12 protein-coding genes are annotated in these 15733 nt (G+C 47.6%); all 12 read right to left on the bottom strand.

Going from position 1 to position 15733, the window contains the following annotated elements; genetic code table 11:
• A partial coding sequence (locus F0364_RS17090; protein ID WP_153799020.1) for a DUF8202 domain-containing protein occupies positions 1-1535 on the bottom strand: 1535 nt, incomplete at its 3' end.
• A gap of 282 nt (positions 1536-1817) precedes the next feature.
• Positions 1818-3422, bottom strand: a complete 1605-nt coding sequence (locus tag F0364_RS17085; RefSeq protein ID WP_207632735.1) for an SLC5 family protein — start codon at positions 3420-3422, stop codon at positions 1818-1820.
• A 29-nt stretch (positions 3423-3451) separates the two neighbouring features.
• A complete protein-coding gene (locus F0364_RS17080) occupies positions 3452-4204 on the bottom strand; it encodes a hypothetical protein (protein WP_153799018.1) in 753 nt (250 codons plus the stop codon).
• Positions 4201-4908: a PIG-L deacetylase family protein gene (locus F0364_RS17075; protein WP_153799017.1), complete on the bottom strand. Its 708-nt coding sequence runs from the start codon at positions 4906-4908 to the stop codon at positions 4201-4203. Before F0364_RS17075 ends, F0364_RS17080 begins: the two co-directional genes overlap by 4 nt.
• 460 nt (positions 4909-5368) lie before the next feature.
• Positions 5369-6070 carry an RraA family protein gene (locus F0364_RS17070; RefSeq protein ID WP_207632734.1) on the bottom strand — a complete coding sequence of 234 codons (702 nt, stop codon included), beginning with the start codon at positions 6068-6070 and terminating at the stop codon, positions 5369-5371.
• A 26-nt stretch (positions 6071-6096) separates the two neighbouring features.
• Positions 6097-6855 (bottom strand): MBL fold metallo-hydrolase, encoded by a 759-nt coding sequence (locus F0364_RS17065; RefSeq protein ID WP_153799016.1) that lies wholly within the window; start codon positions 6853-6855, stop codon positions 6097-6099.
• Positions 6856-6857: 2 nt separating this feature from the next.
• The gene (locus tag F0364_RS17060; protein WP_207632733.1) at positions 6858-8009 is read right to left on the bottom strand and encodes a mandelate racemase/muconate lactonizing enzyme family protein; all 1152 of its coding nucleotides are present in this window, start codon (positions 8007-8009) and stop codon (positions 6858-6860) included.
• A gap of 22 nt (positions 8010-8031) precedes the next feature.
• Positions 8032-9024 (bottom strand): zinc-dependent alcohol dehydrogenase, encoded by a 993-nt coding sequence (locus tag F0364_RS17055; RefSeq protein WP_153799014.1) that lies wholly within the window; start codon positions 9022-9024, stop codon positions 8032-8034.
• Entirely contained in the window at positions 9021-9884 is an 864-nt protein-coding gene (locus tag F0364_RS17050; RefSeq protein WP_153799013.1) for an amidohydrolase family protein, read from the bottom strand. The genes F0364_RS17055 and F0364_RS17050 overlap by 4 nt, the downstream gene beginning before the upstream one ends.
• A gap of 11 nt (positions 9885-9895) precedes the next feature.
• Entirely contained in the window at positions 9896-11281 is a 1386-nt protein-coding gene (locus tag F0364_RS17045) for a GH39 family glycosyl hydrolase (RefSeq protein WP_153799012.1), read from the bottom strand.
• A 10-nt stretch (positions 11282-11291) separates the two neighbouring features.
• Positions 11292-14012 (bottom strand): hypothetical protein, encoded by a 2721-nt coding sequence (locus tag F0364_RS17040; protein ID WP_153799011.1) that lies wholly within the window; start codon positions 14010-14012, stop codon positions 11292-11294.
• 67 nt (positions 14013-14079) lie between these two features.
• Positions 14080-15723 carry a RagB/SusD family nutrient uptake outer membrane protein gene (locus F0364_RS17035; RefSeq protein ID WP_153799010.1) on the bottom strand — a complete coding sequence of 548 codons (1644 nt, stop codon included), beginning with the start codon at positions 15721-15723 and terminating at the stop codon, positions 14080-14082.
• Between the last annotated feature and the right edge of the window lie 10 nt (positions 15724-15733).

Genomic DNA, 15733 nt, shown 5'->3' with positions numbered 1-15733 from the left:
GCGGCGCTGTAAGTACGCAGGCTGGATACCGGTGACGCAGGAAGTGAAGCAACAGGCCGCCAGGTAGCCCCATCAGCAGAACGTTGCACTACAAATTGGGCGCCGCTGCGCAGGCCAGCCGCCTGCCAGGTGATTATGACTGCGTTGCCGGACCAGGTTGCCTTTATCAGCGGTACCCCAGTTGCCAGTACGGGAAATGTAGTGGCGGCCACTGTAAAAAGGCGGGTTGTATTGGGCGCAAAAAGAGAAGCAGTGGCCAAAGGGTCTAACTGCAGGGTAAGTATCCTGCCGGTTCTGTTGTAACTATAACCGGCAAACCCATTTGAACCCGGCGAAACCACGGTAGCGTTGGTGAAATCGCCGTCCGCATTATCATAACTTCCTCCGCTGTTGCGGTCCACCAGCAGGCGCAGGTTATCATCGTCCCCCACACTGCAGTTCATGACCAGTTCAATGGTAAATGCCATCGTAAACCCTGTATTTTGTATTTTAAATTCCCGGTCAATACGGCTACCCGGCGTATTAGGCGGTAAGAGAACAGCAGGGAGTTCGGATTCGGTGGTTGCTGTTCCGCAAAGGGGCCCTGAATTGCTGCCCAACATCAGGAAGGTTTGGTCTGTGTAGGAAGAAGTATTGGCAGCATTAGTAGTTTGCAGGGTGGACGTATAGATCCTGACCGAATCACTAAGCAATTTTGACTGCTTCTGATACAGTCCCGAACCGTACAAAAAGGCACTGTCTCTTGCCAGCCCAATGATATTGTTCCAGTAAGTTGTTCCTGTTACCCCCTGGCTAAAGACGGATACTGACTGGGAGCTTACATAGCCCGCCGTTGCGTCTAGCCCGGACGGATCCAGGGTAACAGCATTTTTGATGGCCAGGTAACTCTCCACTCTCCTGGTCTCTGCCAGGCTGAGTTGCCTGTTGTAAGCGATGGATTCAGATAATTTGTGGTTCAATCCATAGCTGTATCCCATAAAACTGCCGATGCGTACCTGGTAAGTAAAACCAGAAGAGAGGGATGAAATAGTGGTTCCTGCAACCGTTGCCCTGCTGCCATTGGCGGCGGCATAGGCTGTACCTGATCCGGCGGTACCCTGGATGGAATAGATATTTGGACGTGTTGTATTCTGCGCCGGAAAGTAGGCGGATGCAGGGTAGTAGATATTGTACCCGTATAGCTGGGCATAGGAAGGACGGAAACCGGAGCAGCAACGGTCGGCGCCGCACGGAGATGTGGTTGACGTGGCTGGCATGACGGTTTGTTGGTCACTGATTGTTCCTGTACCAAATATGCTCCCGGCACCGGCACTCACCGGCAACGCATTATTGGCAAAGCTGTTGGAGGACGGGCCGAAATAGATGTCCGCTGTCGCTGTAGTCCAGCGCATCACCGGGTTATAGTTAAAGCCTGTATTATCTCTTGTTATGGTCGTACTGTTGGGAACTACAGAAGGTATTGAGGAAAGTAAACCCTGGTTTGCCCTGGAAGAGATATTACCCGAGCTAAAAGAAACATCTTTGTCAGCTTTCAACCACAGGTTAAGCCCTGCTGCTCAATGAGGGGCATGAACCCCTTGCTGTCGTTAGTTCATACTAAGACGCTGATAGTTGGTTACTACGTTGCCAAAAAGATAAAATACCGAATAAACGGGGCATTTATTTTCCATTTGAGATGCTTATAGCCAGGAGCTTGGGTTTTTATGTCTTGAAAGAAATCGGCGAAAATCATCAAGGTTCCCTCTGTTTCGACGGTGCGTCCGTAGTGCTGTGCTATCTGGTTCAAGTTAACAGACAGTCAGGAATATGTACTGATATCACCAAAAACGCCAATAAATGTAACACCATGCCAGTGCATAAAGTGCAAACCACAGTGGTACTGCCTGCCACCAAGGACGCTTCCGCCGGGCCGGATCGAAATCGGTTACCCATGACGCCCGCCAGACGTAACGATCAATTACAGCATTATCATGAGCAACTGTAAACAGCGATACTAATACGACTAGCAGCATAGTTAAGATTTGTGCTATTGCGCCTTCGTAAAGCCAATGTAAGGTTACTTCATTCCAGCGAAGGATAGCAGCCAGTGCAATTTGAATGATAACCCCGCCAATAAGCCCGCTGACAGCCGCCGTGTATGTAGTTCTCCGCCAAAATAACCCAAGCAATAAAACGGATATAAATGGCGTGGCCATATAAGTTACGCCTGTTTGAAAGTACTTAAACAACCCAACGCTGCCCACCAGCGGCGATATCAATGCCGCAATCAACAAGGCCACTGCCCCGGATATTTGCCCGGTGACAATCATCTCCCGGTCGGCGGCTTTTTTGCGAAAATATTTCCGGTATACATCCAGTGAAAAAATAGTAGCGATGGAATTGGTTAATGCGCTTACTGAGCACATTACCGCTGCAAGGAAGCCGGCAAGAATAACACCTTTCAGCCCTGATGGTGCAAACAATTGCAAGGCCAGTGGAAAAGCTTTATCCTGCTGGTCTGGCAGTAAGGATGGCCCCTGCTTCATAATATCCAGCCAGTGAAACATAACAAGGCCAAGCAAACAGGTAACCAACGGGCGTATGATATTGATAAAACCTGAAAATACGAGCCCCATCATACCATCCCAGGTTGTTCTTGCGGATAGTATGCGTTGTATCATTACCTGGTTAGATGATTGATAAAACAAGAACACACCAAGTGAAGCAAGGACTAATCCTGCAAACGGCGCTTCCGGGCTGGATGCCGGATGATACAAATGAAATCTTTCCGGCGCTGCCTGTACCATCGCCTGCCAGCCACCGGGTATATGGTTTAGCGCCAGGAAATAAAAGATAACGCCACCACCCACAAGCATCACGCACTGTATGGCATCCGTCCACATCACGGAACTTAACCCTCCTAAAAGCGTGTAGCTCGCTGTCATGATTAAAATACCGGCCATTACATAAGACTGGGGCCAGCCTGTTAAAGAACTGATGGTGATACTGCCACCATAAATAACGGGCGGAAGAAACACAAAAATATAGCCTACCAAAACCACGATGCTGTAGATAGCGCCACAGGCAGGGCCAAAACGACGGTTCAGCAACTCGGGCACCGTCATGATTTTATTCCTTAGATAAAGCGGGATAAAGAATATCATCATCAGCAGGTAGGTGGGCAATGTCCACCACTCCCAGTTGGCTATCGCAAGCCCGGTTTTATATGCCGCACCAATAGTGCCCACAATCTGTTCGCTGGAAACAGAGGTGGATACAAAAGCCGCACCTATAAGGTACCAGGGCATTTTACCGGAAGCAAGAAAATAACCTTCGGTGGTTCGCTTGATGCGGCGGGCGGCAACAAGGCCAATAGCCAGAACCAGTAAAGTTTCAGCAACAATGATGATAACGTCAATGACCGATAAATGAAAAGTTGGCATTTTAAAAAAATACAAGTGTAATAAATAGGTTAGTTCCCGGTTACCATCCAGCATTGGCGATGCTGCTTCGTTTCGCCTGGTTTTACCCGGTATTCCGGGCTAACAGTTTCCAATTCTATAAAATTGTTGCAGGCAAAAATTTCCATTTTACTATCCCCTGATATATGTTCCTCGCCATCAATCTGAAGATTTCCATTTAATTGCGCCGCAGTTAAAACGGGCTTTGTGGTGTTGCAACTTATCTTCCCCCTGAAGTTATGATTGGCTGGTACTGCCTTCCATTTATCCATCACCCAATCTCCCGTTTGTGTTCCCGGCAAATAGTGTATAGTTCCGTCAAAATAACCTTCAACTAATGCAGTTCTCGGTACACAGGTTATCGCCCATAAACTACCCGACCATGGCTTATCATTTTTATTCTCCAGTTGATGATTTATATAGACCCCACCGGCATGCGCCGAAATATTCATCGACAACAATAGTTTATCGGGGCGAAGGTTACTAACCGTTAATGCACCGTTATCAATGCTATACCTGCAAGGCCCATTGTCGGGAAGATAGCTGGCATCACACTCCGGGGCTACGGTAAACCGGTGGCCCCCATACAACTTCCACTCCCCTACCGAAAAGCCGGTATTATCTTCATACAATAAATTCTTACTGTCCCGGTAAGCCAGAGAAAGAATTCGCGGACCGGCAGATACACCAACAATCAATTCCATATCGCCATTAAGGCATTCTACTACCTGCCAGCTATTCCATTTTTTTACCTTGAAATTCATGGTAATATCCTGCTGGTTAATCCACGTTGATAGGCATCCAGCCGGCAAAAAGCTTCTGCATATTTACATCCTGCTGCCAGCCCACGAAAACCCGACTGCAATTCTATCATGTTCATGACATCAGTATTGGCGAGATCCCTCATAGCTTCAACCTGGCTTTTATGGCAGCTCAGCATTTTTTTCTTGGTATCGAACACGCCGCTGATATCAACATATTCTGTTGGGTTAAACCCGATGCCCCCGAGATTATCCATCAGGTAAACCTGCGCTTTGGCGAAGCGGCAGGCAGGCAAATCCTGGTTGGGAATAAAGGGCAAACCCTTTTGAAAATAGGCGTCAAATACCAGTTGCCCTACATAACGATGATCCGGGTGATAGTCGCCGGGTGAATGGGTGATGATTATATCCGGGTCTGCTTCCCGCAGTATATCAATCATTCTTTTACGCTGTGCTGCATCAGGAAAAACATGCTCATCCAAAACACCGCCCCATATAAGTGAGGCGCCAATTACAGCCGCGGATGCTTCGGTTTCTTTCCGCCTTATTTCTCTTAATTCATCCGGCTTTATAGCAGCATCGCCCATGCTCCCATCCGTAAATACCGCCATCGTTACATGATGCCCGTTTTGTGCGTACAGCGCAAGTGTGCCGGCACAAAGAATTTCAATATCATCAGGGTGTGCTGCTATCGCTATAACATTCATAAGTTTAATACACAGTTTAAAAACATGTCGAGTACATTAATCGGAATCTCGCATTTGTAATTAGCGTTTGTTTTATACATTTTTAGGTTCATCGTAAAAATCCGTACCTAACCGGTTAATCAGTCGGGGAGCGCTACATAAGGGGTTGAACGTAAAGCATAAGCCGGGTAACGCGGTAAAGCCTGACTGGCTGCCGGATTGAAACGGAAAGCCCGCAACCACGAGGAACGAGTGGTGAGGACTTGCAGTGAAAAGCCGGGACTACAGTTACATTGAAATACTATAACTGAAAGCCCCATATTTTTTCGGATAATTTTACGGGATGCCATGTATGCATTTTTAAGATGACTATTTTTTAAGATACCAACTGCGGCCTTTCATGGGATCATAGTTGCGTCGCAATCACTTTATCGTCCGCCTATAATGGCAGCTTCAAGAAGAACATTTTGTTCAAACCATTTTAAAGTACCCCATACCTGTCATACACCGTTCTCAACGAATCACCGTTCAGCAGATCCTTTCTCGAGTTGTTTTCTTTGATAAGCTTATCATAAGCCATTTCCAAAACCTGGTCTTCTACCTGGCGTGGCACCACCACAATACCGTCGAAATCGGTAAAGATGAGTTCGCCAGGATGCACCACCACATCGCCACAGCGAACGGGCACATCATAAGAAATCACCTTGCCCCGGCCCAGGCTATCCAGGGGCCTTATACCACCACAAAAAACAGGATATTCCATCTGCATAATTTTCTTGCAGTCACGCACCATGCTGTCGCAAATGCAACCCACAGAGCCATTGCGTTTGGCAATAGTGCTCATTAATTCGCCCCAGGGCGCATTGGTTCCGGCAAAGTCGGTTGAATGCACTACCACATCTCCATCCCGTAATGAATCCACCGCCGCGATTTCCATATCGTAAGAATCGCTTTCCACAAAATCTGTTTCCATCCAGCGCAACGTTCTGGCCCTTCCCACTATCGTGCAATTTTCGGTATCCAAAGGCCTTAACCGCTGATGCATGGCCTGGTTACGATATCCAAGGCTGTCAAGTGTATCGCAGAGAAGTGGCACATACAAATGCTCCTTTATCCAGGCAAATTTCTCCGCATCGGTTTTGAACAAAACATTTACTTCCATATACTTTAATTTAAGAGCCATCAATTGTGGTTTTATAGAATTTGATTTTAACTCCACACAAAAGGTTCTAGTGGATTCGTGATAACACATTTGCTTTCCGGGGCCAGCTTTTCGCAAAACCATTTAAAGCTTTGCGGGTTCTCCGAGTTCAGTGGCATCAGGTCGTAATGGTTAGGAAAAACATAGCTCGGTTTTACATGGGCTGTAACCTGTGCTGCCTGTTCCGGCCCGGTATTGCCCCATTTACCGTTGATGGGGATAAGCATTACCTCAGGCTTATGCGGAGCAGCCTGCAATACAAGTGAATGATAGGCTGTATCGCTGGTGTGATACACTGTTCTTCCGTTATCGAATTGCAGTAAATAGCCCGTTGTATCAATTACATCAGGCCCGGTAGGAAGGGCGAATATACCGGCAATATTCAGCGGGCCAATACGGTGCTCTTCACCTGCATCCACGCTGATTATTCTTTCTTCCGGTACACCCAGCGTACTTAATTTTTTTGCTGCCAGGCGGGGCAGCACGAACCATGTTTCATTTTTGTGTTGATACCCCGAGATGGTTTCCGGGTCAAGGTGGTCAAGGTGGTCGTGGGTGATGATATATACATCAGCCCTGAGTTCTGCCGGCAATACCGGCGGCGGATAGTTGCGGGAAAAACCAGCCCCGTCTTTGGCTGCGCTGTCGGAAAGATAAGGGTCAATAACAACCATTATCCCGGCAGAGCTGATGATATAACCAGCCTGCCCCAACCACCATAAACAAGCAGCGTCCTCTTTCATTGTATCGGCATAAAAATCTTTCATACTTACAGGTTTACTGAAAAACGCTTCACGGCTTTTTCATTGATGTTGATACCCAAACCGGGCAATTGCGGTAAAGGCATAAATCCGTCCTTATCCAGCTCAACCGGGTTTTCGATGATTTCCCGCAGCATGGGGTTATCGCTTACATTGTATTCCAAAAACAGCGACCGTGGCAAAACAGCATTAAAGTGCAGGCTGGCCGCAGTCAACAGATCTGTAAGCCATGCATGCGGGCACAGGTCTATACCTGCATATTCAGCTTCCCAGGCTATTTTCCTTGCATGGGTAAACCCACCGCACCGGGTTAAGTCTGGTTGAACTACATCTACTTTTCCTTTTTGAATCAGGTCACGAAATCCCCAGGCTGTTGCCTCCTGCTCGCCGGCCGCTATGCGGGTACGCACCCCAGCTTCTTTCACTTTTGCATATCCCTCATAATTTTCAGGATGCAAAAAATCCTCCAGCCAGAAAATATTAAAGGGTTCAAGTGCACGGCATAACTCAATGGCATCGTAGGCACTTCGTTTTACCATCCAGCCAGGGTCTACCATAAGGTCTACATCGGGGCCAAGGGTTTTACGTGCCGCTTCAACAAGTTGTATGTCCTGTTTAAAATCCTGCCCAAATACACCCCAACCAAATTTCACCGCCGTAAACCCTTTAGATAAATAGAACTCACACGCATTTTCAATTGCACCTGTTGTGGGACGAAAAAGCGTTGAAGCATAGGCCCTCACCTTTTCTCTTCTTGCTCCACCTAAAAGGCTGTGGACCGGCCTGCCTGTTGCCTTGCCCATGATGTCGTGGCAGGCAATATCAAAACCGGAAAGCACTTGTATAGCAACACCCCTGCGCCCATAATAAATAGAGCCGCGAAATATCTTATCCCACAATTTTTCCGTTGCAAAAGGGTCTTCACCAATCACCAGTTCACGAAGCCCTTCAAAAACACCTGCGCCGCTCCTGGGGGCGTCCACAACTGCCTTGCCCACATGCGGCGCAGTTTCAATATCAGACCAACCGGTAATACCTTCATCCGTACTTACTTTTAACAGCATGCAATGTTTCACCCCCCTGGCTTCCTCGCTGCCTTCCGGGTCAGCAATTTCAAATGGAGATTGCAATACAAAAGCTTCTACATCTGTAATTTTCATGTATCGTGTTATTCTTGGTGTTTTAAAATGTAATGGCCACTTTAAGGGCACAGTCATGCCGCTCTGCTGCCAGTTGAAATGCCGTTTCATAGTCAGCAAAAGGAATATGATGGGTAATCACCTGCGCCAGGTTCAGGCTGCTATCTTTTAAACATTCCATGGCTTCAGCCATCCTGTCTTCATCATTGCAGGCGCCCATTATTTCAAGCTCCCGCAGGTGTAACGTAAACAGGTCTACGTTAACAGGTTTATCCAGGCTGCTGAATACAACAAGCCTTCCCCTCGGTTTAAGCGAACGGATACAGTCTTGTACCGCTTCAGCAGCGCTCACAGCAAGGATGGCAACGTCTGCAATCCCCCCTTCCACTGACGCTAATATTTCTGCCGGTTCCATTTGCTGAAGGCGGAATGGTTCACGCCCACTTACCAGCAAACGCACATGCTGCTGCCTGCGCAGTAACCTGGCGATAATATTGGCAAAAGGCCCGTCGCCAGTAATCAAAACTGTTTTGTTTGCGATATCACCAGCCCTTGCTATAGCCTGTAAGCAAACGGCAACGGGCTCCAGCAAAGCACCCTTTGAAAAACTCATGTCGGCAGGCAACGCCATTACCCTGCCGGCACGATGTGTAAAAAAGGTTGCAAAACAACCATCCCTGTCAACACCAAGATGCCCCATGCAAGTACACAGATGCCCTAATCCTTTTTTACAACTTTCGCAGGAACCGCATGGCACCACAGGATGTGCGGCTACGGCTGTACCCAGTTGCCATCCCTTCACATTTGCTCCCATGCCAACAATAATACCAGCGCCTTCATGTCCAAGCGTTCTGGGATAAGTGATACCGAATGGATTGCTTTTGATATCATGCAGGTCAGAAGTGCAGATGCAGGCAGCTTTTGTCTGTATCAATACTTCACCCGGGCCTGGCGCGGGAACCGGTATTTCGCATAGCGCCAGGTTGCCGGGCGCCACCAACCGTAAAGCCAGCATCGTGTTTGGTATACCTGTCATGCTATTGTTGTTTTTGGATGTGGTATACCAAGTAGCTTTAACGCGTCGCGGTTAATAATTTCCTCAATCAGTTCGGCAGGCACCTGCGGCAGCCCGCTGTTGCCGGTTGCATGGTTAAGGTTACGCACATTGGCTAAGGAATCTCCCGTTGTTGTAAAAGGAAAATCAGAGCCAAACAATACTTTGCCCGCAGCCTTGTATTCGGTTAACAGTCTCATCGAATTATAGAACTGCCAGGGCCGGTAATACAGGGCCGATATATCCGCATAAACATGCGCATGTCGGCGTATGACCGCTATCGTTTCACCTTCCCACGGATGGCCAAGATGTGCTAATATCATGCGCAATTCAGGAAAATCAACAGCTACTGCATCAAAATGTACGGGCCGCGAATAATCCAGCCTGGTGCCACCTACAAACGAGGTACCCGCATGAAACAGGATGGGCAAGCCATGCTTTTCGCAGTAATTGTAAATCTCATAATATCGTTTATCCTGCGGGTGAACATCCTGGTATAGCGGCGCCAGTTTAACACCCGATGCCCCCCATTGCTGGTGACATTTTTCCAGCTCCTCCATAAATCCATTTTCTGCCGGATCTATTGAAGCAAAAAACACCAACCGCTCCGGCGCCAAAGCAACATGTTTTGCCACGGCTTCATTTGGTATATGCCAGCCCGTACGCATAGCCCTGATGCCAAACACCACAGCAACATCCGCTGCTTTGGTCGTTTCCAGGTGCCTGGCAGCTACATCGCCCCAAACAGCAGGCTGCACCCCGCAGCGCTGCATATCAGCTAACAGGGGCGGCCCAAAATCCTGCGCGGCATCAAACACATGTGTATGTATATCAACAATCATAATTGCCGGTTTTATTCAAAAGACCAATAGTGTACAGCCCAGGGCTCCAGTTTCAGCGATAATTTTTGCGTGCCCTTTTTAAGTTTGATAAAAGGTTCCGGTCTTAAGCGCTGGTTTTCATCCAGGCCACCCAAGGCATCAAGTATTATATGCCGTACCCGCTTATCAGCAGGTAAGTTTGAAAGATTAAGTTCGATGTTCCTGGCTGTGTCAGAAAAATTCCACAGCATGAGGTTGTGCATATTCAGCTTCGCATCGTGTGTTGCAAAGCCATGTACCTTATTGTTCGTTGTCTTTATTTCCAACGCATTCCCTGCCATCCTGGAAAGCAATTTAAAACTAAAGTACGCAGGCCGTACCTGGTCCTGATAATCAATAAGCCCGCTGAATTGTGCCTGCCGGTTCCACCAGCGTGTCATAAATGCCGCTCCACCGGGTGAGAATACTTTCTCAAAAGTTTCATAAGACACATACCAATCGCATACCTGATAGTAGCATGACCAGTCCAATCCGGCTTCCTTCATCTGCCAGATGGTTTCCGCGATATAACAAGGTTGGTAACGTGGATCGAGAATAGGATTAAACAAGTCAACATTCCATTCATCCATGATTGTTTCCGGATGAAGCGAAGGATATCCCGCAACCAGGTTCTTAACGTAGTCTATCTGTTCCCTGATAACATAGGGGCTGTTATTATAATGATGGAAGGACACAAAATCAAGTTGAATTTTCTCGGCTGCACATACACGCAACAGTTCCGGCAATATCGGCGATTTATACCAGGCAAGTGCAGGACCGCCAACCTTTGCTGCCGGGTCTGCACTTAAAATGGCTGCGGCAGTATGTTTGTAATACCGTGCATAAGAATCTGGTTTGAAACGATAAGGTGTGCCACCATCTTCGCCAATATCCACTTCATTGCCAACCTCCCAGTATTTGATACCTGCCCCCATATCTATATAATGTTTTACTACATCTGCAACAAACTCCCCCCAGGCTTCATAATCATTGGGCTCTACGACATCCTGGTCTATAACAGGAAAGAAAACTTTTGGCTTTAAGCAAAAGCTCATCAACGGTTTGGCACCTGTCTTCAGGATATCTTTTACCATACTGTCAAGCGAACCAAAATGATAGGTTTTCTTTTGGGGAACAACATCATAGTATTCACTTACAAACAGCCTGATGATGGCCGGGCGCAACGCCCTTATTTCCGTTAGCCGCGAGGCAAGCATCGGCTCTTCAGATAAACCACCCTGTCCCAGTGCCATTTGCTCCATTTTCATAGGGCCCAGCTCATTGTCAAATGAAACAGTAACACTCGTGGACTGTCCATATACAGTACTTGTCAACCATAACAAAACGAATAATAATCCTGTTCCTGTTTTCGTTCTCATGTTGATTAATTTAATAGCTGGCAATAACTTCATAATTATTTACTGCGGGTTGGCTAATCTTTATTATTTCCTTGTTGTTATCGTATGCTTTCCAGGCAACACCGTTTACAGAAACAGTTTTGATTTGTTTTCCTTCCGGGTGCCGTAGCCTGATAATAAGCTCCTGAGGCCGCCGGGAATCTGAAAGCTTTACATTAGCTTTAATCTCACCGGCTACATTAACCCCATCCACTTTTACTGAAATCTTGCCGAAACGGCTCGGCGCATCTTTTACCAATACCTGTTTCCCTTTTTGTAACCAGGGCCGGGGAATTGCCTGGCAAATGAAAAGCGTATCATCTCCACGCTCTGACAATAACATGTTGCGATAAATCTCAAACCAGGCGCCATCAGTACTTGGTGGGCCATAATATTGTCCCCATGCCCACCGGTGTTCCAGGGAAGTAAACTGCTCGTGAGCAAACCCACAGGCCATCAGGCTGTAAAAAGACCTTATAATTGCCGGCACTTCATCCCGCTGCAAATAAGTATTGGCCTGCTGCACATAAACCGGTTCGTTAGCCGCTCCCAGGTTTTTATAAAAAAGGTTGTCTTCATGGTCATTCAGCATAGCGGTAGTCATCCAGTGAAAAGGTTCAATAACACCTAGCCTGGATAAATGTAACGGGCCGCAATCTACGTCTGTCGGATACCATTCTTCCATCATTCTTCTCGGAACAGCCGCATCTGTGGGAACAAAATTGCCCCAGCTACCATCCGCCCATTGTACCACAGGAGCTTTGACACTGCCTTTCTCAAACGCTTCCAACACCGCGGCTCTCAGCTCATCTGCAACCTGTTTTATTTCTGCTGCCCGTGGATGCCCGTATTGTGCAAGCGCTTTTGCAAAACTGGCTAAACCGGCAACATAGTAAGCCTGTGTAAATGCCCACATACCCGGTCTCTTTGTCAAATCATTCAGCGGTCCGGCAACCAGTTCTACCGGTTTGTTTCCTGTACCCCGAACCTGCAGCAGGCACCAGTCAAGCGCTTTTAACGAAGCGGGCAACAATTCTTTAAAAAGGCTGTCGTTATGGTTTAGCAGGTAATGATTGGCAATCGCAAACAATTGGCCGGGTGAGTATACACCCCAATTGGCAAAGCCGCCAATTCGTCCGTCAGGTTGCTGTTGAGAAGCAAACATCGCCTTGTATTCCTGCTGTGCTGTACTGTCGTAACCTCGCAGACCATACAGAAGATAATCAACATACACCGCTTGGTTGATGGGCCAATCCGCATCGCGTTGGCCGTAAGCGGTATTTGCATAGGGCAGGTCCATGTGCGCCACGCTGTCTGGTAAAGGTTCATGACGTGGAAGCGCCAAAGCATGCCAGAGGTTTGCCCGCCAAAGCGTGTTAACATTTTTTTCCGGCACCTGGAACAATGCGCCTTTGTTTTCCCATTGTTGCCAGTAACGTATTACTTCCCGCCTGGCTGTAACTTCATTCACTTGCCCCATCGAAGCAGGTAACGATGAATCTATCGCAGGCGATGCAAGCACAACTGTAATTGATGCAGGTTGGGCATCTATCCGCCGGATGGAAATATGAACATATGATTTTCCGGAGCTGTCGCTTACATTGGCCACTACTTTTAGTTTTCCCTGTACCTGTAAGCGGCACAGTGTTTTATGCCGGGCCGAATCATACAGTATCCAATTACTTTTTTCCTGTTCAATAACAAACCCAGACCTGGCAATATCTTCAAGTGAAATATGAAACATTGATGAATTGACATTGCCTTTGAATCTGACAGTGCTTAAAATTAACCCAGCCCCTTCCCTGTAACCGGCTTTATCTTTTCGTGAAGGCATACACTGCTCCAGTTCTGCCGTTGTTGCCCCGTTTTTCAATTTTGTTTGCAACACCGGCCATCCATTAAGCAAATGCTGGCCTTGCCACTGGCTTCCTTCCCATGAAAAATTGACACTGAAACGATGCGGCGAAGCAAAATCGGGGCGAACATTTCCCCACCGGTCAATAGCGCATTTATATATTGAACCATGCCTTGGCGCCAATACGGTTAACAGCCCTTGTGTGCCCATGTATTTTGTTTGCCAGGAAGCCTTCCATTGAAGCGGATTACCAATATCTTCCCATTTTGTGATAAACTCCTGGAGTGTTGCTTCCGGGCCACCCAATACTGTTTGCAGCGTGGTTGAACCAGTAGTAAGATTTGCCAGGTTGCCTGGTAAATCATGGCCGGTAAGACTCACATAAATATCATGCTGCGGCAGCCACATGAAACCGGCCTTCAGCAATTGTTGCAACCCGATTGTAAAACCTTTCGTTGCGCTTTTATTTAATTGAACGGTAAGTAAGGAAGCATCAGGCATTGCCCAGGGATCATCCTTTAAACGCTGCGGCTGACCTTTTGACCCATGCTGCATCAGGTAGCCCCACATAGCATCATTATTCACCGCATAGCCGTCTTTATGTGAAGCCAGCTTTCGTAAGGGTGCAACTGGCTGTGGCCATTGAACATCTACGGTTAATACATCCTGGTCTTCGCCGCTAAAATGCAGCATGGAAACAGTACCCGCAACATCATCCTGTTCCAGGCCGGAGCCGGTAACTGTTCCTATATTCATAGCCGGAGAACAAACAAAGCCCACCTCGTATTGAATAGCTTTGCTGCTTTTAACTCCAAAGACAATTTTCAGCGAAGCCTGTTCTCTTTGTTGTGCATGCATGCACGTGCAGCAAACAAAAAAACAAATGCCGAATATTAGTTTATTATACATGTGCCATCAACGGGAGTTAGTAATTGGGGTTTTGCTCCAAGTTCGGATTTTTATCCATTGCTGACTGAGGAACGGGCAACACATAATTTTTTGCAGGGTCGAAGGCCTTGTTTCCACCTCCGGCTGAAACGATAGTGTACACCGTTTTTCCTCCCACAATATCTATCTTCATTGCATGTACAGTACCATTCAGTTTAACTTCTGCAAGTTTAAGCCGTAACAGGTCCGGCAACCGTTTGTCTTCAAAAGCCAGTTCCACTCTTCTTTCCCTCCATATAGCCGTGCGCATGGCTTCCTTACTCATGCCTGCAGGCAAAGCAGGCAAATCCGATCTGTCCCGCACCGCATTAACAGCATCATAAACTGACTGGTCAGGGCCTGCCGCTTCATTCTGCGCTTCCGCATAACCAAGTAAAGTTTCCGCATACCGGAAAATAATCCAGTTGGCACTATTGCCGTTGTTTTGCGCACCGGCGTATTTGGGATTGATGCCTTTGCGGATATAGTAGCCTGTCCTGGTGGAGATGCTGCTGTTGTTCAGGTCTGTTGCATTCAGGCTGCCAACACCCTGTTTCATAATCATCACATCCCCCAGCCATTCTGAACCATCATACACAATGGATTCATAAAACCTTTTCTCCCTGTTTACATAGGGCTGCTGTGGGTCGTAGCCAGAGTTCGGGTCCGTAATCGGCAAACCATTGGCCATGGCATACTCATCCACAATGTCCTGTGTCGGATCAACATGTCCCCAACCAGTAAGCGCTCCCCTTACAAAACGTGGGCCTATCTGCCCGTCGCGGTAATTGGCCAGCGAAGTGCCGCCCAGGTGTTGCCTGCTGAAGATCACTTCTACATTGTTGTTGTTCTCTTCGAAGAAAAGAGTATTATAGTCTGGGAATAATGTGTATTTATTCAGCTCCATCACAGATTTAAAACTCGCCGCAGCCTGTGCCCAGCGCGCAGCATCATTACCTGTATTCTTTAAAGGACCGGCATTAAACAGTTCCACTGCCGCTTTCAGCATCAGGGCGGCGCCTTTGGTGGCACGGCCAGACTCGGCATTGACCGGAAGATCAGCCGCCGCGGCTGCAGCCTCGGAAACGATAAAGCTGAAGGTCTCGTCAGAAGTGTTCCTGGAACGGAAAACAGCTTCCCCCTGCTCATTCAGATTTAGTACATCTGTAATCACAGGAACCCCTCCATGATAGGTCCACAGCAAAGAATAAAAGTATGCCCGGAGAAAACGGGCCTCCGCCAGTTTCAGCTTTTTGAAATCGTCCGGCAAGGCCGAACCTTCCAGCTTTTTAATAAAGACATTACACTTACGGATATTGGTATATTGCCCCCAGGTGCTTGGGCTGTTGCTGGGAGTATAGATACCGGGGCCATAAATGTTGGTACTCACTCTTCCCGCCTGCCCGTTTAAAGAATTGTCTGAGTAATTTTCCCAGGGGTCCCCTGTTTCTATGGAAGGAACAGAACCATAGATATTATTGAGAAAAAGGTCGGCATTGGCTGTACTGGACCATAATGTTTCATCCGACACCTGTTCTACCGGTGATACTTCCAGGAACTTGCTGCATGAGGTGACAAAGAGCACAATGGCTGCCAACAGTACAAAAAGGGAAAACTTTATGTTGGTGGTAATCTTTTTCATGATAGTGCTG

It is taken from the genome of Foetidibacter luteolus (assembly GCF_009650435.1).
Classification (GTDB): Bacteria; Bacteroidota; Bacteroidia; order Chitinophagales; family Chitinophagaceae; genus Foetidibacter; species Foetidibacter luteolus.
This window is presented reverse-complemented; position numbering and strand designations above follow the sequence as displayed.

Bases quoted from the DNA above. Each gene is read 5' to 3' on its own strand.
- F0364_RS17085 (WP_207632735.1), bottom strand. From the start codon at position 3,422: ATGCCAACTTTTCATTTATCGGTCATTGACGTTATCATCATTGTTGCT.
- F0364_RS17080 (WP_153799018.1), bottom strand. From the start codon at position 4,204: ATGAATTTCAAGGTAAAAAAATGGAATAGCTGGCAGGTAGTAGAATGC.
- F0364_RS17075 (WP_153799017.1), bottom strand. From the start codon at position 4,908: ATGAATGTTATAGCGATAGCAGCACACCCTGATGATATTGAAATTCTT.
- F0364_RS17070 (WP_207632734.1), bottom strand. From the start codon at position 6,070: ATGGCTCTTAAATTAAAGTATATGGAAGTAAATGTTTTGTTCAAAACC.
- F0364_RS17065 (WP_153799016.1), bottom strand. From the start codon at position 6,855: ATGAAAGATTTTTATGCCGATACAATGAAAGAGGACGCTGCTTGTTTA.
- F0364_RS17060 (WP_207632733.1), bottom strand. From the start codon at position 8,009: ATGAAAATTACAGATGTAGAAGCTTTTGTATTGCAATCTCCATTTGAA.
- F0364_RS17055 (WP_153799014.1), bottom strand. From the start codon at position 9,024: ATGACAGGTATACCAAACACGATGCTGGCTTTACGGTTGGTGGCGCCC.
- F0364_RS17050 (WP_153799013.1), bottom strand. From the start codon at position 9,884: ATGATTGTTGATATACATACACATGTGTTTGATGCCGCGCAGGATTTT.
- F0364_RS17045 (WP_153799012.1), bottom strand. From the start codon at position 11,281: ATGAGAACGAAAACAGGAACAGGATTATTATTCGTTTTGTTATGGTTG.
- F0364_RS17040 (WP_153799011.1), bottom strand. From the start codon at position 14,012: ATGCATGCACAACAAAGAGAACAGGCTTCGCTGAAAATTGTCTTTGGA.
- F0364_RS17035 (WP_153799010.1), bottom strand. From the start codon at position 15,723: ATGAAAAAGATTACCACCAACATAAAGTTTTCCCTTTTTGTACTGTTG.